The sequence below is a fragment of the Candidatus Methanoperedens sp. genome, from assembly GCA_027460535.1.
In the GTDB taxonomy this organism is placed as follows: Archaea; Halobacteriota; Methanosarcinia; order Methanosarcinales; family Methanoperedenaceae; genus Methanoperedens.
Window position 1 is genome coordinate 1 of record JAPZAR010000021.1, and the last position, 25,217, is coordinate 25,217.

The following is a 25,217-nucleotide window of genomic DNA, read 5'->3' on the forward strand; positions in this document are numbered from 1 at the left end:
GGAGTTACTGGAGAATGTCTACACTGTTAACATCCATCATGGAGATAAGCTGTTAAAAAGAACGAGTTCTGTGACTGAAGAGCAGAAAAAAATTATGGATGTTTTTGGCTGTTGTCATAACCAAGGGTAAAAGTTGGGTGGATTAACTTCGTTCTTATCTTTGTTATCATGCCACTCATAATTATAACAATTACAATTATTATTTAAATGCATAAATATATAAGTCTTAAATTTCAATTATTGAATGATAGGAAGGTTTGGGATCTGGTGGTCCTCCCGCCATCTATAAAAAAGTTTTACCCGCTCCCCACCAATCCCAACATGCTCCTGAAAGAGCTGTGAGGTGGTCCATGAGAAGTAAGCTTGATACCCTGAATCGGAAAGAAGGGAAGAAATTCCTCGACAAGGAACTGGAGAGCTGCATGGAAGTGGATTATGCTTTTTCTAAGATAACCGATACGAATGTCCAGAAAGAAATAATAATCCCCGCTCTCCTTCTCAAAGAAAATCTCAAGAACAAGGATAGATATCTTGATGTCACGATGCATAGCAGATGGTCTTCCATCAATGGGGACATGAATGAACATGAAGCGTGGATGTTCCTCGATATCGACTTCGAAAACCTTGGTATATTGAAATTTAAGTTCAATCTATTTGATGCCAGGGCCAGAAGGTGGATTGAAACCCTGATTCTTGCAGATGGAAAAGCCGTTCTTTGCGACAAGAATGAAGAAACGAACTTCGCTGTCGGACTATCGAATATTCCCCTGGACATACCGCTTATACAGATGGCTTTAACGGCTTTTTTCTTGGCAAGAAAGAAATCTTTCGTAGGCGGGTAAAAGAAGAACGAAAAGTGAAGGATGAATCCGATGACTTTTCGATCATCGTGCCAATTAAATTTCACCTTTGAAAATCTTTCACTTCAAAATGCTGGAGTTGAAATTCAAGCTATTCAGAATAACGAAATGTTATTGACATCAAAGCATTGAGAAGGTTTCATTGTGTGTTGGTAGATAAAACACTATTCATATCGGCCATCTTCTGACAAATATGAAACCAAGGAGGGCACAGAGGATACAGAGCAAAACAAACAACTCTCTGTGCTCGCTGCGTTCTCTGTGGTTAATTATCAATTATAGACCTTACCCAAGAGGTAAGGTAACGATCTCAAAGTATCGTAAATCTTAAGTATTCAGAATCAGCTTTGTGATTGTGCCAATCGAGGGATTTGTAGATTATAAAAGAAGAGAATATTGCAACGATATTGAATGCCCTGTACAGGTTATGATGAATAAGAAGGCACAGGGCTCACCAGATTACAATGACCTTAGAGAGATATGCCAGGAAAATTGCCTGCATACCACATATGAATTCCATCATTGGTTGATAGAGAAGGGCTATTTGCTGGTCAGACCTGAAGAAAGGTAACAGGAGGAAATTGAAAATGAACTGGGGAATGAAGAACAGGATTTCAAGGATAATCAGGCCGAAAACAGGCCGCTGCGTTATGCTGGCTGTGGATCATGGTTATTTCCAGGGACCCACAACGGGATTAGTGAACCTGGGCATAACTGTTGATCCGCTGCTGCCATATGCTGACGCCTTGATGATAACCCGGGGCGCTGTCCGGAACTGGATAGACCCGACAGCGGATATACCCATCATTTTGCGCGTCTCTGGAGGCCAGAGCATTTTGAAGGAATTATCTAACGAAATACTTACTGCTTCTATAGAGGACGCAATAAGGATCAATGCTTCTGCAGTCACATGTTCGGTATATGTTGGCGGGGAATGCGAAAAGGAAACCATTGATAACCTGTCGAAGCTCGTGGATGAAGGGGAAAAATATGGTATCCCTGTTCTGGCCGTGACCGCTGTGGGGAAAGAGATGGTCCGGGACGCCAGATATCTTGGCCTTGCCTCCAGGATATGTGTGGAAATGGGGGCGCACATTATAAAAACCTATTACACCGAAGATTTTGGGAAAGTTGTTGAGGCATGCGGTAATATTCCTGTTGTCATCGCAGGCGGGAAAAAACTTCCGGAGAGGGAAGCCCTGGAGATGAGCTATAATGCGGTCTCGGATGGTGCGGTCGGCGTGGATATGGGCAGAAATATCTTCCAGAGCGATAGTGCGGTAGGCATGATACAGGCGGTAAGGGCGATCGTTCATGATGGAAAGTCCGTGAACGAGGCTTACGAGATATACGAACAGTCGAAATAGTACCATGAAAACCGCTGTATATTATAACAACAATGATATCAGGATAGAGAACAGGCCGAAACCTGAAATAAGAGATGGGGAAATACTGGTCAAGGTCAAAGCTTCCGGCATTTGTGGAACCGATCTGATGGAATGGTACCGCATCAAAAAAGCGCCCAGGGTACTGGGTCATGAAATTACAGGAGAGATCGTCGAATCCCTGTCTGATAGATTTAATATCGGGCAGAGGGTTTTCGTGAGCCACCATGTTCCCTGCAACGAATGCAAATATTGTCTTGCAGGCAATCATACTGCCTGTGAAACACTGCATAAAGGCAATTACGATCCCGGAGGATTCAGCGAGTTCGTAAGAGTCCCGAAAATAAATGTTGATAATGGCACATATGCTCTGCCGGATAATGTTTCTTATGAGGAAGGAACGATGATCGAGCCGCTGGCATGCGTTGTGAGGGCACAGAGGATAATCGGGGTCGGCGAATGGCAAACTATCCTTGTAATGGGTTCAGGGATTTCGGGTCTCCTGAACATACAGATGGCTAAATTGAAAAAAGCGAGGGTCATTGCAACCGATATCAACGAATATAGATTGAATAAGGCAAAAGAATCCGGGGCCGATGAAGTGTTCAATGCAAACGATGACCTGGAGATTAAAGCGGACAGGATCGTAATGTGTACGGGGGCGATGACTGCTTTTGAAAAAGCGTTCAGGTATGTGGACAAGAAAGGCATAATAATGCTGTTTGCAATCCCGAATAAAAACATTTTAATCCCTGTTGAAGAGTTCTGGAGGAATGAACTGGGCCTTGTATCAAGTTACGGCGCAGCACCTGTTGATCTTGAAGAGTCTCTGGACCTTATTAAAGATGGGAAGATAAATGTAAAGGATTTGATCACCGACAGGGTCAGACTGGATGATATCCAGAAAGGTTTCAAGATAGCTGGTGGAGCAGGGGAGTCGCTGAAGGTTATTGTAGTTCCTTGAACAAATGTTTAGAATAAAATTATCCATATCCCACAAACCTTGGCTCAGTCAGCTTTCTATGGAATTCCGGCATGCTGATCACTTCATTGATCGCGGAAGCTGCCTCAAGCCCCTCCTTTACCGGGAGACCCCAGATGTTCCTGCCGTAAATACCTCCTTCAGCTCCTGCTTTCATTACGATTTCCGTCTGTTTCTTCAGGCTCTCTGTCGGATCGCCCCGCAGTTTTGGCCCGCCTGAGAAAATCACAATGGAATTGGGAGCGGTCTGCACGACGAGGCTTGCCCTGAATATTTCCTGCTCAGATGTCAGGGCCGTCTCGGCATCTTTCGGCTCGATGTATTTGTAAGCGATCATGCTTGAGTTCTTTTTTGCGAGTCCTTCTATATACGCATCATACGCCCTGCGGTTGTCCGGCTTTACCTTTACCGGGTATTTGGTTTTGACTATGTCCGCTCCCAGGAAGCCCGAGGCTATCGCGACGGCATAGTGCGTCCAATAGAGGCTGTCCGCCTGCGTTATGCCCTGGAACTCCCCCTCCGTATCCTTCAATTTTGTCTTTTCATCAAGGCCGGTGCCCCGCGCATAGGCCCACACCACAGCTACAAGACCGGATTTATGCGCCTCCCTGATGATCCCCGCTGCCCTTTCCATATCAGCACTGATATGCTCCCCACCCGGGTAGATCGTCAATCCTATGGCTGATGCGCCGTATCTCAGCGCCTCTTTCACCAGTTCTGCTATTGCTCTTATGTCGGCTGAGCCTCTTCCCCTCAGGCTGATCTCTTCAGCGCTTGGGTCATCTCTTTCCCATAAGAATTCATGTCCCGGCCCGTGTTCCGAGCTTTTCTGGTCAAAAGGCATGAACAGGGCAGTCCCATTGCCCGGGCCGTTGTTGTAAAGCATACGGTAAAGGTTAGCTTCAACCCCTCCTTCCAGAAAACGCATTTTCTCAAGCCTTGGGCGGACAGCCACATTTTTTGCAATGTCGATCTCTAAATCAATTTCATCGATGTGTTTCCTGGAATCCATTAATTTTTGAACGAAAGCCATGTTTCTCTCCCTGATTTTTTTAACAAATCTTTGTCCTCTTTATTAAATGTTTCCGTTTAATCAACCTTTCGAACTATTTGAACCACAAACTACATAAATAAAGAGCTACAAAACAAAATTGGATAGAATAGGAAAAAATGTCAATTAATGAACTAATGCTGATGGTTTTCCTTGTCAACCTGCCATTTGGCTATATCAGGGGCAATGCCACACGGTTCTCAAGGCAATGGATGATGGCAGTGCACATACCGGTGCCGTTCGTTTTCTTGTTGAGAATATTTTCAGGTCTCAACTGGACCGTTATACCGCTGCTTGTTCTCTCAGACGTTGCCGGCCAGATAGCAGGCGGAAAGCTTAGAAAGCGGGAATTGCAGTAAGCCAAAAGAGGCCAAAAAAGAATATATATAAGCTGTGACTGCAATTAGCCGATGAAAAAAGGATATTTTATCATTGCTATCATCCTTTTCCTGGTTTCAGTCGCTTTAGCTTTCTACTTTTTTGATTTCATAGATTTTCCTGAACTTAAATTACTTCCATATTATGCAGCCGCATCATTTTCCCGAATGGCCATGGCTTATTTCTTTTCATTATGCTTTGCCCTGTCGTATGGCTACCTCGCCGCGACAAATAAGACCGCGCGCAAAATAATGCTTCCCTTTCTTGATATACTCCAATCCGTGCCAATTCTTGGGTTTTTCCCGGCTGCGGTTCTCTTTTTCATAGGCCTTATCCACGGAAGGCTCGGGGTCGAGGTAGCGGCAGTGTTCCTGATTTTTACAAGCATGGCATGGAATATGGCCTTTGGGATTTACGAATCCCTCACGACCATACCGAAGGAACTGGTTGAAGCGGCGGACAGTTACGGGCTCAGCGGATGGCAGCGCCTCGAAAACCTCACGCTCCCGGTGTGTGTCCCAAAACTGGTTTATAACAGTATCGTATCCTGGTCTGTGGGATGGTTCTTCCTGGTCGCATCCGAGATCATCTCGGCAGGTTCTGATACCTACAAACTTCCAGGGCTTGGAAGTTTTCTTATAGACACCACTTATTCCGGAAAAATAGCCCTGATGCTCGTTGGTTTATCCACACTGGTCATCATAATACTGTTGCTTGAATTGTTCGTCTGGAAGCCTATGCAGTCATGGGCTGACAAGTATAATTATGAGTATTCTGGCGAGAAAAAGCCAGGCGAGTTCATTTTTAACACACGAATAGTAAAATATATATTCAGGTTTATTTTCGAGGGTTTTTCAAAAATAATGGTTTCATCATATATCATATTTCACAAACATAGATCGATAAAAATCATCTCGAAATTCGTGGGTTATCTTGCTGTGGTTTCAATTCTTGCGTATATTGCTTACGTTTTTATTACATCTATCACAAGGCTGCTGCTGAACCTTCCGGATGATGCGTATTCAATACCACTGGCTATTGGATATTCTTTTGCCAGATTAAGTATCGCATATGTGATATGTGTTATCTGGACAATTCCGGCAGCATACTACATAGCCAGAAGCAAGAGAGCCTCATCCTATCTTATGCCAGTTATGGAAGTCGCCGCATCTATCCCCGCCATAGCGCTCTTTCCCGCAATGGTGGTTATTTTCATCAGGTACGGGAGCCTTGAGATAGCAGCGATCATTCTCATACTGCTGGGTATGCAGTGGTACCTTCTTTTTAACCTGATCTCAGGGGTAAAGTCGATACCCGGCGATATAGAAAATGCCGCAGCATCTTTCGGTGTCAGGGGAAAGCTCTACTGGAAAAAAGTCCTTCTCCCGGCTATGTTCCCATCGTTCATGACAGGAAGCATTACGGCATGGGGAGGAGGGTGGAATACATTGATAGTTGCGGAATTTATCGTATTCAAAGGCCAGGAATACCATCTTTTCGGTATAGGGTATTTGCTTGACAGGGCCACTTTCCAGTCGCCAAATTCGAGCATGGTAATATTATCCGTGCTCAGCATGTCTGTAACCATTATATTCCTGAACAGGCTTATATGGCAGCCATTATACAGGAAAGCACTGGCCAAATATAAATTCGAGGCATGAATGCTGGTAGAAATAAAAAATGTGTCCAAGACCTATGAAACCGACGGCAATAAGATACTTGTTCTCGATAATATCAATTTCTCTGTTGAAGATAACGATTTTATATGCATCGTAGGCCCTTCAGGATGCGGGAAAAGCACACTTTTGCGCATAATCGTGGGGCTGGAAAGACCAAACTCTGGGGAGGTTCTTTTTAAAGGGGAAGTAATTTCTCCAGATAATCCCAAGGTGGCAATGGTATTCCAGAATTTCGCGCTATTCCCCTGGCTTACGGTACAGGAAAACATAGAACTGGTTCTCGAATCCTTAAAGCTTGTGAAAGATAAGGGAAAAGCGGCCTGCAAATATATCAAAGCCGTTGGCCTGGACGGATTTGAAAAGGTTTACCCGCGTGAACTCTCAGGAGGCATGAAACAGAGGGTCGGGTTTGCACGCGCCCTTGCAGTGGAGCCTGTTCTCCTGTGCATGGATGAGCCCTTCTCATCCCTTGATGCGCTCACTTCCCAGAACCTGAAAGATGAACTGCTGATGCTCTGGGCCGATCCTGGCATGCCTCCGGAAGCGGTGATCATGGTGACCCATAATGTTGAGGAAGCAGTGTACATGGCAAATCGCATAATCATCCTTTCACACCGCCCCGGGAAGGTCGTGGCGGATCTGAGGATCGAGCTGGAACGACCCAGGAACAGGAAAGACCCTGAGTTCTATCGATGGGTTGATAAAGTCTATTCACTAATAGTGTAGCCATGATATTCCCAAAAGCAACCATCAGCGAGATAGTCGGGCTTCTTGAAGTGGTCAATGACTCCGGGGGCATAGAGGATGCCGCCCGCCTGGCTGGCGATTTCGACCTTGAACTCGATGAGATACTGCCTTCTATCGATGGCGCCGAATTGCTCGGGTTTGTCAGGGTGACTGATGGTAATATTGAACTCACTGGAGACGCCCAGAAACTCCTGGATACAGGAATAAGGGAAAGAAAGAAAATCATCAGGGATAAAGTTGCAGGTGTGGAGCTTATTAAGGGCCTCAGGAATATGCTCATGGAGTCTCCGGAGCGAAAGATGAGCAAGGAGGAAGCGTTAAAATTCCTCCAGAGCAGGATTTCCACTTCTGACATAGAGAGTTATTTCAGGATAATAATCAACTGGACAAGGACCGCAGGATTGATTGGATACAATAGCGATTCTGAAGAGATCTGCCTGATGTCGAAAGAGTGAAAGTTCGATGGCAGAAAAAATTTTGAGTCACAAACAGGCCGGATTGGAAATCCGGGGCATCCTGTGGATGCTCGATTGGTTTGAATCTTTAAGTGTTAACGGAGTTTCTTTTTCTTGCGGCAAGGAGGGCAATATCATGTTATTGGAATTAGGCCAAGATTTTTAATAGTAGTAATCTTATATATTTTGATTGATGCAGCAAAATTAATATAGTATATAGAAATTATCGTACGAGGTATATGGGTGATATTTCAAACATAGCTGGTTTTTTCAAAGAGACAATTATTTCAACAATATTATTTATATTTATTTTTGGAATATATAATAAGGAAAAAAATATACTTAAAGAAAAATCTGAATCATTCAAAACAGAAATATTAGATAAATTTTTGATAAATTCGACTTTCGAATTAGAAACAATTGAAAATAAACAGAGAGATAGATTTTTTGAAAAAGTAATGTCCTATAAAAATAAGACGATGAGCAAGGAACTGATAGAAGAAATTACTGATGTTTTAGAACACTTTTCAAATGAATTTCCCGATAGAAGAAAATTTGAGAATTATTTAACAGATTTTCAAAATAAAACATCTAATATATATTTTGTCTGGAGAGATTTAATATCAAACACGTTTTATAGTTGGATTAGTCTTGTAATTTTTTTTGTAATTTTTTCTGCGATTTTTATCATATTTCGAATTAGTGACAGCCTATATACACCATTGGCTTCTGGTTTTTTTTTATTATTCTTGTTCAATATTTTCTATAGTATAAGTTTCATACGATTTCATTTTTTTGGGGACATAGATATTTTTCTGAATTATAAAAATAAAGAAGAAACTATGAAGCTATTAAAAATAGAATTTGATCGATTTGTCGCAATTAAAAGAAGAAATGAAAAGATAAAAAATTTTCTTAAAAAACCCAAAAAGAGTATTAACAGCAACTACCACGAAATGAAACATCTTAATTATTACACATGGCTTACTCGTCAATAATCTAAATTTATTTAACTGTGATACTCTTCGAGTTAATTGAATAACATATCGCTCCAAAGCCCATGCTGACGATCAGGATCAATCCTCCGGCAAAAGGAATTAGAAATTGATGTTTAGAATAATGAACCCGGTGATAAATATCCATATATCGCTGGTCTTGAACTTAAAAAGGTCTACAAACCTTCTGCCTGCAGCGAACTACACAAAAGAAGTGATAGCATCAGCGCTATCATAAAAAGCATTCCTGAAATTACCGCAACCGGAAGACCAATAACAGTTACAGCGATCAAAATTATTAAAACTGCTGCTACAATGATGAAAACAAAACCTGCTACTGCTTTCACAATTGTAGCGAACTCTTCTTTATTTGCATCGTCAGCGTTTTAATTCAGGGGCAGAGATTCAAATGAGAAAAAATGTTTTGGGGCAAGCAGTTAAGCCGTCTGCTCCATACTTGATTTTTCAGCAACTGCTACATACTCTGCAAAAGATTTTGATTCCGGAATGGGTAACTTATCCTCCATCAATCCATGTATATGCATTTCAATAGCTTCATACATGTTCTTTTCAGCTTCTTCACGGGTTGCGCCTGTAGCCACACAGCCCTGTAAGTCCGGCGAATATGCCGAGTAGTTATTATTTGCTTTTTCAATCACAACAAGGAAACGATACATACCATCAGCTTTTAGCAATTTTATGATTTCGCGTATTTTCATTGTAAATCTATCTTTATGGCTATTTAAGCAATTCTATATCAACCTTCATGACCCAATAATGTAGGGAGATGCATAAGGGTTTCTATTGCTTTATTCGTTGTTCTGGTTTTTAGCTAATCGGAGGAAGATCGATGAAATTAAAAGACGTTGAGATTGTAATTATGAGCGATGAAGAATACGGAGAGCATCTAAACCAATTATTTGAAAGAGTCAAACGCGGCGAGCCCCATAAGATAATAGCGCGCACGGCAGAGGATATCGGAAAGATATTAACCCGAGAGCGCCTGCGCTTACTTTCGATTATCAGGGAGAAGAGGCTAGAATCTATCAGTGAGCTGGCAAGGATACTAAAACGCAAGGAATCAAATGTGCATAATGACCTCACGTTCCTGGAAGGTATCGGGCTCTTGAGCTTAAGGAAGGGAAAAATCACGTCAAGAAAGTGCCTGTTGTTGACTATGATGCGCTGCATATTACGGTACCGCTATTTGTTTAGTTCACTTCCTTCGGACCTCGAAAATGATCAAGTAAGGCACTATACTGATTTGCTGATATATTCAAACCGATAATCAAGCGAATCTCAGGCGCAGGATTTTCTTTAAAATATAAAAAATATTTTTTATATTAATTAAAATAGCTTTAATCTTTTCATTTGGCTATACCTTTGACATCAATACAAATCTTTAAAATCTATGAAATTCTATTTACTCTCATGGATTCTGCTGCTAATCTGGATGAATTGAAATTAGAATTAAAAAGGGAGCTCCGGCAAGAGATTCTGACAGAGGTTCTGGATATAATTCGAGACGAGTTTTATCCTCCTGAAGAAAAAATTCGCAAAGAATTTATAAAAAAAGTTGAAGAAGCTGAACGCAGGGTAAAAGAAGGCAGGTTCTCAAAATATACCCCGGAAGAGTTTGAAAAAAGGTTTCTTTGATCATGCCTTATACAATTCAAATTGAGACCGCCCTGGAGATAACTCTGGATAAACTCAAAAAGAAGGATAATTCTATTTATCAGAGGATAATCCACAAAATATTAGAAATTAGTAAAAATCCCGAACTGGGCAAGCCCCTCCGAAACGTGTTAAAAGGTAAAAGGAGAGTTCATGTTGGTTCATTTGTTCTTTTTTATTCGATTGACAAGAAAAACGAGATTGTGACTTTCCTTCAGTTCGAACATCACAATAAAGCATATCGATAATATGCGCCTGAAGTTTGGTTTTTGTAGTTAGGTTGTTCTGGATTCCTATAGCCTTTTGAGAGCATGAAAAACGCCTATCGTTATCAGTCCCGGAAGCCCGATTAAGATCGGGAGCATCAACGGTTGGCACATGAGAATTCCTATCGCTTTTCTGGTTGTTCGGGATTTTGACGCCGCATGGTAGCAGTATAGAGGGGTTAAGCGCATGTACGGGGTTTGTGACCTGTTCCATCAATTAAATTTCTAATCATAATAATAAGTACAATTATTATATATATGAATAAATATATACGTTCAAACGATTCATTAATTTATGGTGGATAGGTCGCCGCTTATGAATGAGAGTGCCTCCTGTCCACAAATTGTATCATAAGATTCCTTCAGGAGTGAAAAGATAATCATGATAAATGAAAAAGTTAAAGAACTTATACACCCTGACAACTTTATCTTTGTCGTGCCAGTGATTACGATAATTTTATCACTTGTATTACTATTCTATATGAGGGGATACAATGCATGGGGCAATCCACGGCTTTTCTTTCTTGTTTTGGTAGTAACGGGAGTCTTGTATATACAAACGGTTAGAATCATAAAAAAAACATATTTTATAAAAAATTAAGGAGGTTATCAGGGAAATATGCGTGATTCATTTATTTGGACATACGACAATAAACAGTTACTGGAATTCGCTTTGATTTATTTTGGATTTGGAATTGTATTAAACTTTTCCTATGGTCTGTATACAATGAGTCTTAATCATCTCTCAAACGGGATTCTACTCGGTATAGTTTCTCTTGGAATAAGTAGAATCATAGTACTTAAAGAAAAAATGGATGCATGATAAACGGCTTATCCTCTTCAGTCACAAATCCCGTACGATGTATGAGGCCTGTATAGCCGTTTTTTTTAGCAAAAATAGTATTAACAGCAGCCACTACGGAATGAAACATCTCAAATATTACCCATGGCTCACTCGTCAATAATCTAGATTTATCTAACGGTGGTTATGCTCCTCCAGTTCTCCCTCACCGAATAACATATCGCTCCAAAGCCCAGGCTGACCGCTATGATCAGGATCAATCCTCCGACAAATGGAATTAGATATATAATGTTTAGAATAATGAACCCGGTGATAAAAATCAATATATCGCTGGTCTTGAACTTGAAAAGGTCTACAAACTTTCTGCCTACAGCGAACGATACAAAAGAAGTAGATAGCATCAGCGCTATCATGAAAAGCATTCCTGAAATTACCGCAACCGGAAGACCAATAAAGGTTACAGCGATTAAAATTATTAAAACTGCTGCTACAATTATGAAAACAAAACCCGCTACTGTTTTTACAATCGTAGATTTCATTATTTCCTCTTCAACTTTAAAAAATTGCGCCGGGAATAATTTAATCAGGATTATGCCAAGTATCAGGAATCCAACAGTAAAAAGAATCCGAAATACGCCAACTATCGCCTTAAAACGCTGCGAAACTTCACTTCGCTTAAAGTCTACGCTGCCCGCACTTCCGGTGTTTTGAAAATTTTCACTTCTCACTGTCAGGTTGCCGTTGATCCTGCCTGCATTGTTGACCCTGCCGCCTGAAATGAATGCATCTTTGGTTATGGTAGCAGTAGAATGGATGTTGACATTACCCCCCGAAATTACGATGTTTTTTGCGCTGCCTTTCAGATCAATATTTCCCCCGGCAGCTACGATTTTTCCTTTGACATCGGAGTTTATCGATATCTGGCCGCCAGCAACAAAGACATCTCCGTTCACAGGCGCGTTGATATTAATTGTACCCCCGGCAATTACGACCCCGGCTACAGGAGCGTTGATGTCTATGATGCCGCCCGTCGCAAAAATATCGTCATCCACCGGGGAATCGACAGATACCTGATCTCCAGATAACATTCGTAATGCCTGGGCACCTGAAGCAAGTAGAAGAATTGATATAAATAAGATAATAAATTGATGTAGGAATTTGTATCCATTTCTTCTTAAAGTCTGAGGAAGCATACACTGATCACTCCATTTACTAATTTTACTATGTCAGCATTAAACCTTTCTATTGTGCATTTGAGACTTTTCAATTATTCTGGATAAATGAGAGCCTTCCGGGATAATCAACCACAGAGGACACAGAGAACACGGAGAGTTGTAACGTTTCTCTGTGTCCTCCGTGATCTCTGTGGTTTTTCAAACCAATATAAAGTCTCGAGAATCACGTCACTATCTCTTCCACCCTCTCCTGCTCGATGGCCCTCCGTATCTCCATCGCCGCGCGCCGGCCCGTGCTCATGGGTCTTCGCCACAGGGTATTCCCGTACGGGTGCCCCACAGAGACGTGCACGTTCGTGCCCCCGCCCACGCGGGGCGCCACATCATACACATAAAAATTCAGATCTTTGTCCACGCAGGTCTGGAGGCAGAACGGCCCTATGATGCCGGGCTTGTAGTATTTCTGCGTGGCCTTTACATATTTTTCAGCGAGATCAAAAGCATCCTCAAGAAGCGATTCACGCAGCGTTGCTGAATTGTGGCCGCACACCGTATATTCAGGCATGATCTGCCGCTCATTGAGTGTCATCTGCTGGGGTGCTGGCAGGCGCACATGCCCGTCAAGGCTCGTTTCGAAGCGCCAGTCGATGCCCAGCAGTTCTATTTTATTCATCTCTTCTTCAAGGGGTGAGTAGAACATGTCAAGATTGAAAACCGGACCGATGATGTAACGCTCGATCCTCGCATCGGCAAGTGCCTCCCGGGTGATTATCCCCTGCTTCAGGAAGGCCCCTGATTTTTGTTTGAACTCTGAATACGATGCTGCTGTGAAAAACCCGCGCTCAAGTTTCTTCACTGCATGCGGGAGCTTTACCATGACAAGACTGTCGATGTCCTCAGGTTTTTCGATCTTCTCCGGATAAGGAAGCCCGGCCTTTTCAAGCAGCCAGTAATAATCCCGCTCGATGCCCCGCTCCTCGCTGCGAAGCAGGTTGCGGCTCCCGAACATCGGCACTTTGAAATCGTCTTCGATTTCATCTATCCCGCAATAAGAGGTGAATGAGCGGTTCGGAATGAAAATCGTATTCTTATCACGAAGTTTCTGTTGATTCTCTGGCTTCAGAATTTCATTGAACTTTGTATAAACATCGGTTGTATCCACGATCCCGCGTATGAGCTTTCCGTTCTCCCGCTGCGCCTTGAAGTATTCTGCATACGTCTTTTCGCGCCCTTTCTCACAAACTGCATGTGTCCTGAGTCCTTCTTCCACAGCCCCGTCGCAGACATCGAGCGCGGAGTGAGATGCAAGGACGCCGATTGTGGTTTCACTCAAATCATAGTTTGACAGAACTTCTATTATTTCCGGTCTCTCAATCATAACTCACTTGTAGGTTTTTTATGTCTAAAAGGTTGCGATATTATAATTGTAAAGGCCTGATACGAAATACTTATACTTCATCACATTGATTTTATAATATAATATGACTGCAATCAGAACAAAACCGAGGGCTCCAGAAAAAGTTAAAATGTTCATCGAGATAGCAAAACTTCGAGTACAGGAAGGAGTGATTTTTGAAGGAAATAGAATTAAAGAGGTTTTGCCTTGGGAGAATTGAGCAATAAATTCAGAATTTTAGCTGAAATAAGTGAGAGACTTCCAGGAGAGAAAAAGCCCATTCTGGTTGGAGGTAGCGCGGTAGAATTTTATACAAGGGGTACGTCCCTTGAATTTATAAGTCCCATGATCTGAATCGAAGACGGGATCATAATATACCTATTCAATGACCAATAATTTCCACTCCTTTTCCAATCGTGGTCATGAAAGCCTCGCTCCTGACATGGCTTTCTAGAAAAGCCTGTTTCATAGCCTGTGCAACCACATCCCTTTCGTTCATCCTACAGACCGCTATCATTGTCGGCCCTGAACCGCTGATAGTTACTCCAGCGGCGCCTGCCTCAAGCCCTTTTTTCTTGACTTCCGCATATCCTTTGATGAGCTCTGAGCGCCTTTCCTCTATTATCCTGTTCTCCATGCTTTCCCCTATCAGTTCTATATCGCCTTTTATCATGCCAATGACCATCGACGCTGCGCTGCCCACATTGAAAGAAGCGTTCTTAAGGGAGATCTTTTCAGGAAGAATGGCGCGAGCCTTACGTGTACTGACGATTATATCGGGGTGAACTGCCACAATTCCGATGTTGGCGGGCATCAGGGAAATTACTCTGTTCTTGTGCACTATCGAAAAACCACCATAGATGGCAGGTGCCACGTTATCAGCATGCGCGACTCCGGCAACGACTTTCTCACCTTCCGCTGCAATGCGAACAAGTTCTTCTTTTGAAAGCCCGAGGTCGTATATCTCATTCAGGGCGAAAGCTGTCCCTGCTGCGGGCGCGGCGCTGCTTCCAAGCCCGCTGGATAGGGGAATATTCCGATGTATCGTGATCTTAGCGGGTTTTTCAAGAACGGAGGCAACAACACCGGCAGTGTTCTTTCGAGGGTCTGTTGGTATATGTTCTGAACCTTTCCCCCGGATTATTATTTCCGTTTTCTTACTTTTTTTGACTTCGATTATATCAGCAGGAATTTCTAAGGCGATACCGAATACATCAAATCCTGCACCAAGGTTTGCAGAAGTCGCGGGAACTCTGACCTTCAGATAATCCTTTTGCATTATTTTTTATAACCTATTGTGCGAAGGAACGATTTCCTTTCTTCGACATCTTTTTCAGTTTCAATACCTTTCGGGCTTTCCCCGTCTATAACCCCAAGTATTCCTCTTCCCTGTTCTGTCCTGGCAATTATGACTTCAACAGGATTTGATGTTGCGCAATAAATGCTGCATACCTCACCAATGTTCTTTATCGCGTTCAGGATATTTATCGGATAGGCGTTCTTAATAAATATAATGAAGCAGTGGCCGCAGCCAAGAGAAGAAGCATTATCTCGCGCCGCTCCTATTAGCATATCATCATTTCCCTCGCTCCTTACGAGGCACTTTCCTGAAGCTTCGCAAAATGCAAGCCCGAATTTTATCCCGGGGACGGATGTAACGAGAACCTCATATAGATCCTCGGTGCTTTTGATGAAATGCGTTTGGCCGAGTATCAAGTTCGTATCTTGCGGCGCATCGATTTTGACGGAAACTATTTCCATACTTTCCTCCCTTTTTTATTATTGTTTTTTAAGTATTTATGTTGTTTGTAGATAACCCTTAAATAGATTGTTTACCTCTCAGAATAAAAAGTTTACAATGGGTGACATATGTCGGAGTTCAACAGCGAATTAAAAAATATATCTGCAAAATATGAGTCGATTAAATATGATTTATTCAAATGGCGGTTTGAATCCACATTTGCGAACAAAGTTGTCCTTGCGCTGGGCTTTGCGTGTTTAACAGGATTGCTCGCACAATTGCGGTTTTATCTCCCTTACACGCCCGTGCCTGTAACAGGCCAGGTTTTTGCCGTTCTACTTTCAGGCGTCGTTCTCGGCAAATGGTACGGTGGGTTGAGCCAGGGATTCTACACAGCTATTGGAGTGCTGGGGGTTCCGTGGTTTGCTGATGCAAAAAGTGGTATGGCGGTCCTCACGGGAGTAACGGGCGGTTATATCATTGGATTTATTGCCGCTTCATTGATAATAGGATGGTTCACTGATATGTATATAAAGTCCAGGGGTTTCGTCGTGATGTTCAGCGTCATGCTTCTCGGGATAGCAGTGATTTACCTGGCTGGAATGATTCAGCTGGCGTTCGTACTTGGAGTCAATGCACAAAAGGCAATTGAACTGGGCGTACTTCCCTTCGTCGGTGTCGATATATACAAGGCATTGATAGACGCGGCGATCGCAACGGCTATTGTCCCGAAAACCGGATACGGAAATGAACTTGATTCCAGATGAATTGTTGTTTATCAGAACGAGAAATCCCAAAGAATGATATATATTGTTGACGCTTCACTTTTCATCATAAGAAAAAGGCTTGAAGGAAACATTGTGACCGTCCCCTCAGTGGTACAGGAACTCAGGGATGAAAATGCTATTACAACAATGGAATTAATGAAGGCAAGGATCGAGCCGCCGCTTGAACGTTTCAAAAAGGAAGTCTTATCCAAAGCCGGGATAACAAAGGACAGCGAGGAACTCTCGGATACAGACATCGATATTCTGGCAAAGGCGTTGGAATATTCAAGATGCGAGGAAACAATCCTTGTGACTGATGATTTTGCAGCCCAGAACACCGCGATTCAACTTGGAATCAAGGTTATGCCTGCGGGGCAGAGAATGATAAAAGATATCCTGATGTGGGAAAAACAGTGCATCGGGTGCAAGAGGCGATATCCGCAGGGAGATGTCTGCCCTGTATGCGGTTCCCCCATGAAAAAGAGGAGAAAAGGCCATGTTAAGGCCATGGGTGGAAGTATTAAAAAAGTTTAAGAAAAATTCAATTACAGTTTATATCTTCATCCTATACTTAACGACCAAAAGCTTTTTTAATGAATAAGCATAATGTTAATATGTTCGTAGGATTACGAATATTATAAATGAGGTATAAAAATTAAAATGGAAATCGGAAATATCAGAAATGAGAACAACTTTCATGGCCGGCTGGACAACGCTAAGACCCTTGCAGACATCTTCGAGGTGGTTAAAGCTGCCGTCTGGGTGAGCCAGAGGAAGAGCCGCGCCGGTTTGATGCTGGGACTTGCCAACCTGGGGAACCATCCGCAGGGATTTTTTGGAGGCTTCTATCCCGTTGGTACAAATGTGATCGTTATGAACAAAGTCCCTCTTGAGAGGATAAAAGAAACAAGACCTGAGCTTTACAAGCCATATATTTTTCATATCCTTATGCATGAGTACCTGCATACCCTCGGATACCTGAGCGAAAGTGGAGTGAGAGTCATGGTTCTTCAGATAACAAGAGAGGTCTTCGGGGATGAGCATCTTGCAACAAAAATAGCCGTAGATACCACCCATTTCTTCAAGAACCTTGTTTATCCTGATGCAACATGGCAGCCGGATAATATGAAAATGGAGCTTGTTGAGGGCTTTGACAGGGGCAGCACGAATTACATCAATTAAGACCATAATTACATTATGAAAAATCGATAAGGGAGCCCGGCATCATTCTGGGCATCAACTTGGAATTCCGGCTTCCTGCTTTTTTGCCTTGCCAAATGATGGAACCGGACAAATACAGCAATAATATTCCTGGAATAATTGAAACGATAAATGTTCTGGATAGGATTTCACACTTTTCAGATACTGGGTTCCGAAACGCATATCTATTGTAAATAGAATATATCACTATAGAGGGGAGGAGAAAACAATGAAACATCTGATTATCTATTCGCACCCGAATCCCAGGAGTTTCTGCCATGCCATCCTTGAAACCACTTCAGGGGCTCTAAAAGCAAAAAGGCATGAAGTTGTAGTAAGGGACCTGTATGCATTGGATTTTGACCCAGTGTTGAAAAGTGGCGATATAGAAGGGATCATATCCGGGAAAGTTCCTGCAGAAATTAAAGCAGAACAGGACAAGATAACCTGGGCCGATGTCATTACCTTCATATATCCCATCTGGTGGACAGGCTTACCAGCTATGGTAAAAGGCTACATTGACCGTGTGTTCTCATTGAATTTTGCATATTCTATGGGAGCCGGAGGACCTATCGGGCTGCTTGCGGGCAAAAAAGTTGTTATTTTCAACACAACAGGAGCAGCCAGGGAGATATACGATTCCACTGGAATGTTTGATGCCATGAAAAAGGCATCAGATACCGGGATTTTTAATTTTTCCGGGATTGAAGTTGTGGAACATAAATTTTTCACTTCAGTGCCTTCTACGGATGATGCTACAAGAAAGGGGTATTTATTGGAAGCTAAAGCCTTGATGGGCCTATTTTAATATATCTCCCGAACACCCAACCTTTTAATACAAAGATGGTATTATCATTCGTTGATTGCTATGAAAACAATTGATGAACTGATCCAGAAAGCTGTCGAGCTTCAGGCTGCCGGGCTTCTAACAGGCCAGATCGCAGATGAATTGAACGTTTCCCGCGAAACAGCCACATGGCTTCTCACCCATGCAAAAAAAGGAGATAATGTTCAGGCTCCTAAGGATATTTACGTGGATTGGAGCAATATCGGTCGAAGTTCAACCAGGCAGAGGTTGATCGCCGGGGCCCTCACGGATATGATCCTTGATTGTCTTGAAGAAACGTGCGTGAATGTGGTCATCGGCGTAGCCCTCAGTGGAATTCCACTTGCAAACATGGTGGCAGATGAATTGGGATGTGAATTTTCAACGTATCATCCCAATAAGCAGCGCTGGGAGCCAGAATCAAAAGAAACAAAAGGTACCATAAGCCAGAACTTCGCGCAGGTGGAAGGCAAGAACTGCGTTCTCATCGATGATGTGGTCACGACAGGCACAACACTTACAGAGGCAGTAGCTGTGCTTGAGGCACTTAATGCAAAGCCTGTTGCTATCGCGGTGCTGGTGGATAAGAAAGGTATAGACAGCATCCAGGGCGTACCGATCAATGCTTTATTGCGTGTGACCAGAGTGGATAAGATAGAATAAAAAATGCCAGACTGGCCGATCCATTTAATCGTCCCTCTGCTTGCCCTTCTGATAGTGAGCAAGAAAGAGGATCATAAATATATCCTCCTACTTTTGCCGCTTGCAGTAGTACCTGATTTTGACACTTTATTGACCCAGCACAGGGCGCTCCTTCACAACATTTTCATCCCGTCGTTTTTTCTGCTTTTCGGCCTGCTTCTGAAAGAAAAGAGATCGATTTTCATTATAGCCTCGGTCTACCTTGCGTCCCATGTCTTCATGGATATTTTCGACGGCGGGACAGTGCTTTTCTATCCTTTCTATAATCAGATGGCGTTCATTGATGCAAGTCTCGGGATGAGTAAAACAAATGAACTTTTGTGGACATTTAATTATGGTTTCAAACAGTATGGCACAGGATGGATGAAAGCATACGGCTATATCTCTGATAGCATAGGTACGGGTGCAATGCTTTTTGTGTTTCTGGCAGGAATATGTGTTGTATACAGGAACAGGATGAAACGGATTCGATGACAAAAAATCTCATGATCGTCGGGACAAGCTCCCACGTCGGAAAAAGCATGCTTGTGACCGCTCTTTGCAGGATACTGTCAAGAAGATACAGAGTCGCCCCTTTCAAGGCCCAGAACATGAGCCTCAATTCCTGGATAACCCGTGACGGCAGGGAGATAGGGATCGCCCAGGCCATCCAGGCAAACGCTGCGGGGGTAGAACCCAGTGCAGATATGAATCCTGTTCTTTTAAAGCCGAAAGGCTCGCATATTTCTCAGGTCGTTATCCTGGGAAAACCGTATGCGGACAAAAAGGCAGGGGATTACTACGATTCGATCGGTGAAATGATGTCGATAGTTGGCGAAGCGTATAATAGACTTGCTTCGGCTTACGATGTGATCGTGATTGAAGGAGCTGGCGGGGCGGCTGAAATAAACCTGTACCACAGGGATATCGTGAATATAGGTATGGCGAGGCTGGTCCATCCCGAAATGATACTGGTTGGCGATATTGAACGCGGCGGCGTGTTCGCAAGTATCTATGGAACATTGCAATTGCTTCCCGAAGACGTGAAGCCGCTCATTCGCGGAATAATAATAAACAAATTCAGAGGAGATAAAAGCCTGCTTGAGCCGGGAGTAAGGCAACTTGAAGAACTTACAGGTCTGCCGGTTATCGGGGTTATTCCATACACGGATATAAAGATCCCGTCTGAAGATTCCGTGTCCATAAAGGATAAGACCAGAAACGGTCACCCGGTCAGGATAGCCGTGATACGACTATCGCACATTTCTAACTTCACGGATTTTGAACCTCTTGAGAAACAAGCTGATATCAGATATGTCGATCCGGGGGAAGAACTCGATGAACCTGATGCTATCATAATCCCCGGTACGAAAAACACTATCGACGACCTTATGGAGCTGACCTCAACAGGTATGGATAAAAAAATAATTGAAGAGGCAGGAAAAGGGACTCCAGTTTTTGGAATATGTGGAGGATACCAGATCCTGGGAGAGGAAATAGTAGATAGTGGAATTGAAGGCACAACAGGGGTCTGTTCGATAAAAGGTCTGGGTCTTCTCAATGTTTCCACACGATTTGGCATTTATGAGAAACAGACAAGGCAGGTTGATATGATCATATCGGGTAATGGTGGGATCCTGGGGCCTTTAAAAGGGGAGAAAGTGAGGGGATATGAGATCCACATGGGTGAAACCTTGATAAAATCGTCCCACGAGAAAGCTGTTCACAATGCCTTCGGCGATGACGGATGCGTGAGTGAAAACGGTCTTGTCATAGGGACTTACCTTCACGGCCTCTTCGAAAATAGGAATATTAAAGACTCATTCCTCAGTTATTTATATAAACGGAAAGGTATGATATTTAAGAGTGAAGACGTCGGCGATAAGATAGAAGAATTGGCAGGATTTGTTGAGCACCAGATAGATATGGACTTCATATACCACATGCTGGAGGATTAATGAAAAAGCTTCTGGAGACCGTGCAAAAGATAAGATCCATGGAAATCCGTGGCGCTGGAAGTATTGCACGGACAGCAGCTGCTGAACTTCGGGATTATGCAGGGCGCGTTGCGGCAAGCGACATAGATGTATTCAATGAAAAAATGAAACATGCTGCCGAACTTCTTGCTGGCACGCGTCCCACGGCTGTATCCCTGCCAAATGCAGTGAGGGCAGTTATGAGGTATGAAGGCGAGACTGTTGAGGAGGCAAATTCCAGCATTAAAAAGCTGGCGGATGAATTTATCCGTAATTCAGAGAACGCAATCAAGCGGATAGGTGAGATAGGGGCGCGGAGGGTGCGCAACGGAGATACGATAATGACGCACTGTAATTCAGCAGCTGCTATCTCGATAATCGCCGAAGCACATGCGCAGGGAAAGCAAATCAATGTCATAGCTACGGAATCGCGACCCAGATTGCAGGGACATATTACGATCAAGCAGCTTGATGCCCTGGGGATCAAGACTTCGCTGATAGTGGATTCCGCTGTGCGTTATTTCATGAAGGATATTGACCTTGTGATAATGGGTGCTGACGCCATAACGGCCAATGGTTCGGTCATCAACAAGATAGGGACTTCCCAGTTAGCGCTGGCTGCCCACGAAGCCCGGAAAAATGTCATTATCGCTGCCGAAACCTATAAATTCAGCCCGAAAACCTTGCTGGGTGAGCTTGTTGAGATAGAAGAGCGGGATAGCAGCGAAGTAATCAGCAGGGAAAAACTGGAAGTGTTTTCAAACGTCAGCGTGAGGAACCCTGCGTTCGATGTTACGCCGCGGGAATATATCGATCTCATAATCACGGAGGTTGGGGCAATTCCACCTGAAATGGCATATGTCATTATCAAGGATTATTTGGGCTACGGGATTGAGGAAATGAATTCCAACGGGACGAAAAAATAGGCTATATCTTTCCCACAAGGTCAAGAAGCGCGGCCTTTGGGTCTTTTGCCTTGATAACTCCGGAAGCCAGAAGCACGCCGCATGTCCCGAGTTCCAGAGCAGCTGCAACATCTTCTCCTTTTGAAATGCCGGCACCGCAGAGAACGTCAACATCTGGAGCTATTTTTTTTACTGCCATGACAGACCCGCTTACTATGTCAGGGTCGGCCTTTGAAACAGGAATACCCGAACCTATTAGCTCGGGAGGCTCAATCGCAACAAAATCAGGCGCCAATGTCGCTGCTGCTGTGGTAACAGAAACATTGTTCGTGCACACGATGGTATTCAATCCTGCTTTTTTTGCGCAATGGAGCGCTGAATCGATATCTGATAGCAGGAGACGCCGTTCCGAGTGATTTATAAGCGTGCCACGGGCTCCTGCAGATTTGACGCATTCAGCAGTGATGTGGCCGGTGTAGCTCCCCGCTCCCACGCCATCGATATGCTGGGCAAAAACCGGGATTTTGACTGAAGATGCCACTCTATATAAATCGGGTACCTGCGGGCAGACGATGATTTCAATACCTGATTCATCGCTAACTTCCTCGCAATAACGGGTGATTCTCACAGCTTTCTCGCCGATACCTTCGGTATAGGTTTTGAAGTTCAGCACTATCAGCGGCTTTCTCATGTGGAATAATTATGGTGCGTATACTTCTTCCCTTGGATGAACCACTATGCCGGTTGATGTGATATCATACGGATGGATATTCTGACTGTGGTTTGTACCTCTCATCTTGAATATTTCTACACTGCGCACCCTTACCGCATCAGCTCGCTTATAGTACATCAAAATGGTACCTTCAGTTACGAATGTTTCAACACCGAACCTGCTGGCCTGGGTCTCATCAATGATTTCGCATGTCATCAGCGAGGTCAGCCCGAGGATTTCAAGAGTTGTGCTTAATTTCAGAAGCTCGACCCTTATCTTTGCAGGGTCCTGTAGATAAAAACCAATGGATGTAGTCCCATCTACTAAAGCCCTTTTTGCATCAATATCTTCCTGTATAGCAATGATCTGGTCAAGCATCGAACGCATATCAAAGGGTCTTACATCAACATACTTTTCATGTGAAGGAATGCCGATCTTAGTAGAACAGGCATCGAGGATAGCTAGTTTTCCTTCATCCTCGAGGGCTTCAAAATCCCATCCGAACTGTCTCACATTCTCTCTGACCTGTTCCGGGCGCTCTTCTGTCGCTATAAAGATGCCATTTTCGCCGTATTTCGTAATGCCGTTGTAGAGATACTGGAGCCCGAATATGGTCTTACCTGCGCCCGCTGCCCCGGATATAAGATAGGTCCGGTTCCGCAGCAGTCCGCCACCGCATAAATCATCAAAACCAGGAATTCCCGTTGGGACGCGTTGTGTGTCCATTGTTTCAGTTTTTGCCTGCTTTTTTTCAGCCATATAATTTATCACCTGATTATATACTAATCTTTTACTGACAGATATAAATACTTATTTATCAAATTTTAATGATAATGATGAATTATGCGCCGGAAAGCTACATTGCACAGATACTGTCTAAATAATTTTAAACTCGAACTTTCAAGGATTTACAAAAAATATATAACGCTACACTACCTCTTTGGGGTGGTGGAATCATGGTGCTTCCTGATAAATTCAAATGTGTTATAACCAACTGGGATTATATCTATGACCTGTGCAGGCATGTATCAGACGAAGTAAAAAGATCGGGGTATAAACCCGATACAATAATCGCGCTGGCACGGGGAGGTTGGTTTGCAGGAAGGGTGCTCTGCGATTTCCTTGGGCTCAATGACCTGACAAGCCTTAAGATCGAACATTACGTGGGCACCGCATCGGCGGGGAGCGGCCCGGCTATCAGGTATCCTCTGGCTGACAATGCTGTGGCAGGAAAGAAAGTACTCATTGTGGATGATATCACGGATACGGGAAAAAGCATCGTTCATGCGAAAGAGTATGTCGAGAGGCAGAACCCGGCGGAAGTCAGAACAGCAGTGCTTCAATACCTTTACACCTCTGATGTCAAGCCGGATTATTGCGGGGAAGTTGTACAGGAATGGGCATGGATCGTATACCCATGGAATTTTATCGAGGATATGATCGATATAATCTCACGGCTTATGGCCAAAGAAAAAAAGGATGAATGGACAATTGAGAAAATAAGATCGGGATTGTTGAAATACCATAATATCGATCCCATAAGCTATGAGATAGCTCAGCCGAATCGGATGGATGAGATACTCGAAGAAATGACCTGCAGGGGAATAGTCAAAGCAAAATCAGTTTCGGGTGAAAAAACGTGGAAATACGAAGGAGCGTGAAGTTATGCATGCAGATATTGCAATAATTGGGGGCAGCGGCGTTTATGATACCTCTATGCTCGATAATGTGAAGGTTGTTGGGCTTGATACTCCTTATGGTAAACCATCTGATTCCATCACAATAGGCTCCTTTGGGGAAATTAATGTCGCCTTTCTCCCCAGGCATGGCAAAGGGCACATGATTTCCCCGAGCAAACTGAATTCACGTGCGAACATACTCGCCCTGAAAAAACTCGGAGTGAAGAGGATAATCTCAGCATCAGCGGTCGGAAGCCTGAAGCTTGAACATAAACCCCTTGACATCGTGATACCGGACCAGATTTTCGACAGGACAAGGATCCGTGAGAGTACGTTCTTTGAGGACGGCATCGTTGTCCATATAGGTTTTGCTGACCCGTTCTGTCCTGAGATGTCATCTTTACTTGGCGACATAACTGAGCAACTGGGATACAGTGTTCATAGGAAGGGAACTTACGTTTGTATGGAAGGACCGCAGTTTTCCACGCGCGCTGAATCAAGAGTCTACCAGCAACTGGGATTTGACATCATCGGCATGACAGCGCTTCCTGAGGCTAAACTTGCGCGTGAGGCAGAGATATGTTACAGCATGCTTGCGACAGTTACTGATTATGACGTCTGGCACGAAGAGGATGTCACGATTGAAACGGTGATAGCCAATGTTGTGAAAAACGAGGAAGCTGTTCGCAATATCATCAAAGAGGCTATCCCGAGGATTTCCCTCGAGAGAAACTGCATCTGCGCTAATGCGTTATCCGGCGCGATATTAACTGCCTCTAATAAGATACCTGTCGGGACCAAAAAGAAGCTCTCGGACCTGATAGGGAAATATATAAAGTAGCATTTCTATAATGTAACGGGTTCCATGAACCTTTAATCATGATG

Annotated in this window: 33 protein-coding genes; 24 read left to right on the forward strand and 9 right to left on the reverse strand. The window is 43.5% G+C overall.

What is annotated here, in order from left to right; translation table 11 throughout:
- Positions 1 to 350 precede the first annotated feature (350 nt).
- The 4 genes from O8C65_08405 (at position 351) to O8C65_08420 (ending at position 3,209) form a co-directional block, all read left to right on the forward strand.
- Positions 351 to 842, forward strand: a complete 492-nt coding sequence (locus tag O8C65_08405) for a hypothetical protein (protein ID MCZ7356940.1) — start codon at positions 351 to 353, stop codon at positions 840 to 842.
- Between the two features lie 373 nt (positions 843 to 1,215).
- Positions 1,216 to 1,431, forward strand: coding sequence for a hypothetical protein (locus O8C65_08410; protein MCZ7356941.1), 216 nt, complete (start codon positions 1,216 to 1,218; stop codon positions 1,429 to 1,431).
- Positions 1,432 to 1,447: 16 nt separating this feature from the next.
- Positions 1,448 to 2,227, forward strand: coding sequence for a 3-hydroxy-5-phosphonooxypentane-2,4-dione thiolase (lsrF, locus tag O8C65_08415; protein MCZ7356942.1), 780 nt, complete (start codon positions 1,448 to 1,450; stop codon positions 2,225 to 2,227).
- 4 nt (positions 2,228 to 2,231) lie between these two features.
- A complete protein-coding gene (locus O8C65_08420; protein ID MCZ7356943.1) occupies positions 2,232 to 3,209 on the forward strand; it encodes an alcohol dehydrogenase catalytic domain-containing protein in 978 nt (325 codons plus the stop codon).
- A 19-nt stretch (positions 3,210 to 3,228) separates the two neighbouring features.
- Here O8C65_08420 and O8C65_08425 read toward each other — a convergent pair whose 3' ends face one another.
- Positions 3,229 to 4,260 (reverse strand): hypothetical protein, encoded by a 1,032-nt coding sequence (locus O8C65_08425; GenBank protein MCZ7356944.1) that lies wholly within the window; start codon positions 4,258 to 4,260, stop codon positions 3,229 to 3,231.
- A 137-nt stretch (positions 4,261 to 4,397) separates the two neighbouring features.
- On the opposite strand from O8C65_08425, the gene O8C65_08430 reads away from it, so the two are divergent.
- From O8C65_08430 to O8C65_08455, 6 genes are all read left to right on the forward strand, one after another.
- The gene (locus O8C65_08430; GenBank protein ID MCZ7356945.1) at positions 4,398 to 4,637 is read left to right on the forward strand and encodes a hypothetical protein; all 240 of its coding nucleotides are present in this window, start codon (positions 4,398 to 4,400) and stop codon (positions 4,635 to 4,637) included.
- Positions 4,638 to 4,688: 51 nt separating this feature from the next.
- Positions 4,689 to 6,317: an ABC transporter permease subunit gene (locus O8C65_08435; protein ID MCZ7356946.1), complete on the forward strand. Its 1,629-nt coding sequence runs from the start codon at positions 4,689 to 4,691 to the stop codon at positions 6,315 to 6,317.
- The gene (locus O8C65_08440) at positions 6,318 to 7,061 is read left to right on the forward strand and encodes an ABC transporter ATP-binding protein (GenBank protein MCZ7356947.1); all 744 of its coding nucleotides are present in this window, start codon (positions 6,318 to 6,320) and stop codon (positions 7,059 to 7,061) included. It begins immediately after the preceding gene.
- 2 nt (positions 7,062 to 7,063) lie between these two features.
- Positions 7,064 to 7,537: an AAA-associated domain-containing protein gene (locus O8C65_08445; GenBank protein MCZ7356948.1), complete on the forward strand. Its 474-nt coding sequence runs from the start codon at positions 7,064 to 7,066 to the stop codon at positions 7,535 to 7,537.
- Between the two features lie 7 nt (positions 7,538 to 7,544).
- Entirely contained in the window at positions 7,545 to 7,703 is a 159-nt protein-coding gene (locus O8C65_08450; GenBank protein ID MCZ7356949.1) for a hypothetical protein, read from the forward strand.
- A 73-nt stretch (positions 7,704 to 7,776) separates the two neighbouring features.
- Positions 7,777 to 8,535: a hypothetical protein gene (locus O8C65_08455; GenBank protein MCZ7356950.1), complete on the forward strand. Its 759-nt coding sequence runs from the start codon at positions 7,777 to 7,779 to the stop codon at positions 8,533 to 8,535.
- A 173-nt stretch (positions 8,536 to 8,708) separates the two neighbouring features.
- Here the strand turns inward: O8C65_08455 and O8C65_08460 are convergent, their stop codons facing one another.
- Together O8C65_08460 and O8C65_08465 are read right to left on the reverse strand one after the other, a co-directional pair.
- On the reverse strand, positions 8,709 to 8,879 hold the full coding sequence (locus tag O8C65_08460; GenBank protein MCZ7356951.1) for a hypothetical protein: 171 nt from the start codon (positions 8,877 to 8,879) through the stop codon (positions 8,709 to 8,711).
- Positions 8,880 to 8,969: 90 nt separating this feature from the next.
- Positions 8,970 to 9,251: a type II toxin-antitoxin system HicB family antitoxin gene (locus O8C65_08465; protein ID MCZ7356952.1), complete on the reverse strand. Its 282-nt coding sequence runs from the start codon at positions 9,249 to 9,251 to the stop codon at positions 8,970 to 8,972.
- A 131-nt stretch (positions 9,252 to 9,382) separates the two neighbouring features.
- Between O8C65_08465 and O8C65_08470 the strand changes: the two genes are divergently transcribed.
- The 3 genes from O8C65_08470 to O8C65_08480 all read left to right on the forward strand — a co-directional run bounded on the left by O8C65_08470 (position 9,383) and on the right by O8C65_08480 (position 10,454).
- Entirely contained in the window at positions 9,383 to 9,820 is a 438-nt protein-coding gene (locus O8C65_08470; GenBank protein ID MCZ7356953.1) for a hypothetical protein, read from the forward strand.
- 143 nt (positions 9,821 to 9,963) lie between these two features.
- Entirely contained in the window at positions 9,964 to 10,188 is a 225-nt protein-coding gene (locus O8C65_08475; GenBank protein ID MCZ7356954.1) for a hypothetical protein, read from the forward strand.
- Positions 10,189 to 10,190: 2 nt separating this feature from the next.
- The gene (locus tag O8C65_08480) at positions 10,191 to 10,454 is read left to right on the forward strand and encodes a type II toxin-antitoxin system RelE/ParE family toxin (GenBank protein ID MCZ7356955.1); all 264 of its coding nucleotides are present in this window, start codon (positions 10,191 to 10,193) and stop codon (positions 10,452 to 10,454) included.
- A gap of 990 nt (positions 10,455 to 11,444) precedes the next feature.
- Here the strand turns inward: O8C65_08480 and O8C65_08485 are convergent.
- Together O8C65_08485 and O8C65_08490 are read right to left on the reverse strand one after the other, a co-directional pair.
- Positions 11,445 to 12,362, reverse strand: coding sequence for a hypothetical protein (locus O8C65_08485; GenBank protein MCZ7356956.1), 918 nt, complete (start codon positions 12,360 to 12,362; stop codon positions 11,445 to 11,447).
- A gap of 310 nt (positions 12,363 to 12,672) precedes the next feature.
- Positions 12,673 to 13,827 (reverse strand): formate--phosphoribosylaminoimidazolecarboxamide ligase family protein, encoded by a 1,155-nt coding sequence (locus O8C65_08490; protein ID MCZ7356957.1) that lies wholly within the window; start codon positions 13,825 to 13,827, stop codon positions 12,673 to 12,675.
- Positions 13,828 to 13,930: 103 nt separating this feature from the next.
- Between O8C65_08490 and O8C65_08495 the strand changes: the two genes are divergently transcribed.
- Entirely contained in the window at positions 13,931 to 14,065 is a 135-nt protein-coding gene (locus O8C65_08495; GenBank protein MCZ7356958.1) for a hypothetical protein, read from the forward strand.
- Between the two features lie 162 nt (positions 14,066 to 14,227).
- On the opposite strand, the gene O8C65_08500 is transcribed toward O8C65_08495, so the two are convergent.
- The gene (locus O8C65_08500) at positions 14,228 to 15,124 is read right to left on the reverse strand and encodes a homoserine kinase (protein MCZ7356959.1); all 897 of its coding nucleotides are present in this window, start codon (positions 15,122 to 15,124) and stop codon (positions 14,228 to 14,230) included.
- On the reverse strand, positions 15,124 to 15,606 hold the full coding sequence (locus O8C65_08505) for an adenosine-specific kinase (protein ID MCZ7356960.1): 483 nt from the start codon (positions 15,604 to 15,606) through the stop codon (positions 15,124 to 15,126). Before O8C65_08505 ends, O8C65_08500 begins: the two co-directional genes overlap by 1 nt.
- Before the next feature lie 108 nt (positions 15,607 to 15,714).
- Here O8C65_08505 and O8C65_08510 point away from each other — a divergent pair, with 108 nt between their 5' ends.
- The 8 genes from O8C65_08510 to O8C65_08545 all read left to right on the forward strand — a co-directional run bounded on the left by O8C65_08510 (position 15,715) and on the right by O8C65_08545 (position 21,962).
- On the forward strand, positions 15,715 to 16,353 hold the full coding sequence (locus O8C65_08510; GenBank protein MCZ7356961.1) for a biotin transporter BioY: 639 nt from the start codon (positions 15,715 to 15,717) through the stop codon (positions 16,351 to 16,353).
- A gap of 33 nt (positions 16,354 to 16,386) precedes the next feature.
- Positions 16,387 to 16,887: an NOB1 family endonuclease gene (locus tag O8C65_08515; GenBank protein MCZ7356962.1), complete on the forward strand. Its 501-nt coding sequence runs from the start codon at positions 16,387 to 16,389 to the stop codon at positions 16,885 to 16,887.
- Between the two features lie 126 nt (positions 16,888 to 17,013).
- Entirely contained in the window at positions 17,014 to 17,535 is a 522-nt protein-coding gene (locus O8C65_08520) for a hypothetical protein (GenBank protein ID MCZ7356963.1), read from the forward strand.
- Between the two features lie 247 nt (positions 17,536 to 17,782).
- Positions 17,783 to 18,361, forward strand: a complete 579-nt coding sequence (locus O8C65_08525; protein MCZ7356964.1) for an NAD(P)H-dependent oxidoreductase — start codon at positions 17,783 to 17,785, stop codon at positions 18,359 to 18,361.
- Positions 18,362 to 18,421: 60 nt separating this feature from the next.
- On the forward strand, positions 18,422 to 19,042 hold the full coding sequence (locus tag O8C65_08530; protein ID MCZ7356965.1) for an orotate phosphoribosyltransferase-like protein: 621 nt from the start codon (positions 18,422 to 18,424) through the stop codon (positions 19,040 to 19,042).
- A 3-nt stretch (positions 19,043 to 19,045) separates the two neighbouring features.
- Entirely contained in the window at positions 19,046 to 19,555 is a 510-nt protein-coding gene (locus O8C65_08535) for a hypothetical protein (protein MCZ7356966.1), read from the forward strand.
- A complete protein-coding gene (locus O8C65_08540; GenBank protein ID MCZ7356967.1) occupies positions 19,552 to 21,018 on the forward strand; it encodes a cobyric acid synthase in 1,467 nt (488 codons plus the stop codon). Before O8C65_08535 ends, O8C65_08540 begins: the two co-directional genes overlap by 4 nt.
- Complete coding sequence (locus O8C65_08545; protein ID MCZ7356968.1) at positions 21,018 to 21,962, forward strand: ribose 1,5-bisphosphate isomerase; 945 nt, start codon at positions 21,018 to 21,020, stop codon at positions 21,960 to 21,962. Before O8C65_08540 ends, O8C65_08545 begins: the two co-directional genes overlap by 1 nt.
- 1 nt (position 21,963) lies before the next feature.
- Here the strand turns inward: O8C65_08545 and tpiA are convergent, their stop codons facing one another.
- Positions 21,964 to 22,632, reverse strand: coding sequence for a triose-phosphate isomerase (tpiA, locus tag O8C65_08550; GenBank protein ID MCZ7356969.1), 669 nt, complete (start codon positions 22,630 to 22,632; stop codon positions 21,964 to 21,966).
- Positions 22,633 to 22,641: 9 nt separating this feature from the next.
- Positions 22,642 to 23,412, reverse strand: a complete 771-nt coding sequence (locus O8C65_08555) for a circadian clock protein KaiC (protein MCZ7356970.1) — start codon at positions 23,410 to 23,412, stop codon at positions 22,642 to 22,644.
- Between the two features lie 197 nt (positions 23,413 to 23,609).
- On the opposite strand from O8C65_08555, the gene O8C65_08560 reads away from it, so the two are divergent.
- Together O8C65_08560 and mtnP are read left to right on the forward strand one after the other, a co-directional pair.
- Positions 23,610 to 24,314, forward strand: a complete 705-nt coding sequence (locus tag O8C65_08560; protein MCZ7356971.1) for a phosphoribosyltransferase — start codon at positions 23,610 to 23,612, stop codon at positions 24,312 to 24,314.
- A 4-nt stretch (positions 24,315 to 24,318) separates the two neighbouring features.
- Positions 24,319 to 25,173: an S-methyl-5'-thioadenosine phosphorylase gene (mtnP, locus tag O8C65_08565; GenBank protein MCZ7356972.1), complete on the forward strand. Its 855-nt coding sequence runs from the start codon at positions 24,319 to 24,321 to the stop codon at positions 25,171 to 25,173.
- Positions 25,174 to 25,217: the final 44 nt, after the last annotated feature.

Coding starts and splice junctions, on each gene's coding strand:
- O8C65_08405 (MCZ7356940.1), top strand. CDS start 351: ATGAGAAGTAAGCTTGATACCCTGAATCGGAAAGAAGGGAAGAAATTC.
- lsrF (MCZ7356942.1), top strand. CDS start 1,448: ATGAACTGGGGAATGAAGAACAGGATTTCAAGGATAATCAGGCCGAAA.
- O8C65_08420 (MCZ7356943.1), top strand. CDS start 2,232: ATGAAAACCGCTGTATATTATAACAACAATGATATCAGGATAGAGAAC.
- O8C65_08425 (MCZ7356944.1), bottom strand. CDS start 4,260: ATGGCTTTCGTTCAAAAATTAATGGATTCCAGGAAACACATCGATGAA.
- O8C65_08430 (MCZ7356945.1), top strand. CDS start 4,398: ATGTCAATTAATGAACTAATGCTGATGGTTTTCCTTGTCAACCTGCCA.
- O8C65_08435 (MCZ7356946.1), top strand. CDS start 4,689: ATGAAAAAAGGATATTTTATCATTGCTATCATCCTTTTCCTGGTTTCA.
- O8C65_08440 (MCZ7356947.1), top strand. CDS start 6,318: ATGCTGGTAGAAATAAAAAATGTGTCCAAGACCTATGAAACCGACGGC.
- O8C65_08445 (MCZ7356948.1), top strand. CDS start 7,064: ATGATATTCCCAAAAGCAACCATCAGCGAGATAGTCGGGCTTCTTGAA.
- O8C65_08450 (MCZ7356949.1), top strand. CDS start 7,545: ATGGCAGAAAAAATTTTGAGTCACAAACAGGCCGGATTGGAAATCCGG.
- O8C65_08455 (MCZ7356950.1), top strand. CDS start 7,777: ATGGGTGATATTTCAAACATAGCTGGTTTTTTCAAAGAGACAATTATT.
- O8C65_08465 (MCZ7356952.1), bottom strand. CDS start 9,251: ATGAAAATACGCGAAATCATAAAATTGCTAAAAGCTGATGGTATGTAT.
- O8C65_08470 (MCZ7356953.1), top strand. CDS start 9,383: ATGAAATTAAAAGACGTTGAGATTGTAATTATGAGCGATGAAGAATAC.
- O8C65_08475 (MCZ7356954.1), top strand. CDS start 9,964: ATGGATTCTGCTGCTAATCTGGATGAATTGAAATTAGAATTAAAAAGG.
- O8C65_08480 (MCZ7356955.1), top strand. CDS start 10,191: ATGCCTTATACAATTCAAATTGAGACCGCCCTGGAGATAACTCTGGAT.
- O8C65_08485 (MCZ7356956.1), bottom strand. CDS start 12,362: ATGTTATCTGGAGATCAGGTATCTGTCGATTCCCCGGTGGATGACGAT.
- O8C65_08490 (MCZ7356957.1), bottom strand. CDS start 13,827: ATGATTGAGAGACCGGAAATAATAGAAGTTCTGTCAAACTATGATTTG.
- O8C65_08495 (MCZ7356958.1), top strand. CDS start 13,931: ATGACTGCAATCAGAACAAAACCGAGGGCTCCAGAAAAAGTTAAAATG.
- O8C65_08500 (MCZ7356959.1), bottom strand. CDS start 15,124: ATGCAAAAGGATTATCTGAAGGTCAGAGTTCCCGCGACTTCTGCAAAC.
- O8C65_08505 (MCZ7356960.1), bottom strand. CDS start 15,606: ATGGAAATAGTTTCCGTCAAAATCGATGCGCCGCAAGATACGAACTTG.
- O8C65_08510 (MCZ7356961.1), top strand. CDS start 15,715: ATGTCGGAGTTCAACAGCGAATTAAAAAATATATCTGCAAAATATGAG.
- O8C65_08515 (MCZ7356962.1), top strand. CDS start 16,387: ATGATATATATTGTTGACGCTTCACTTTTCATCATAAGAAAAAGGCTT.
- O8C65_08520 (MCZ7356963.1), top strand. CDS start 17,014: ATGGAAATCGGAAATATCAGAAATGAGAACAACTTTCATGGCCGGCTG.
- O8C65_08525 (MCZ7356964.1), top strand. CDS start 17,783: ATGAAACATCTGATTATCTATTCGCACCCGAATCCCAGGAGTTTCTGC.
- O8C65_08530 (MCZ7356965.1), top strand. CDS start 18,422: ATGAAAACAATTGATGAACTGATCCAGAAAGCTGTCGAGCTTCAGGCT.
- O8C65_08535 (MCZ7356966.1), top strand. CDS start 19,046: ATGCCAGACTGGCCGATCCATTTAATCGTCCCTCTGCTTGCCCTTCTG.
- O8C65_08540 (MCZ7356967.1), top strand. CDS start 19,552: ATGACAAAAAATCTCATGATCGTCGGGACAAGCTCCCACGTCGGAAAA.
- O8C65_08545 (MCZ7356968.1), top strand. CDS start 21,018: ATGAAAAAGCTTCTGGAGACCGTGCAAAAGATAAGATCCATGGAAATC.
- tpiA (MCZ7356969.1), bottom strand. CDS start 22,632: ATGAGAAAGCCGCTGATAGTGCTGAACTTCAAAACCTATACCGAAGGT.
- O8C65_08555 (MCZ7356970.1), bottom strand. CDS start 23,412: ATGGCTGAAAAAAAGCAGGCAAAAACTGAAACAATGGACACACAACGC.
- O8C65_08560 (MCZ7356971.1), top strand. CDS start 23,610: ATGGTGCTTCCTGATAAATTCAAATGTGTTATAACCAACTGGGATTAT.
- mtnP (MCZ7356972.1), top strand. CDS start 24,319: ATGCATGCAGATATTGCAATAATTGGGGGCAGCGGCGTTTATGATACC.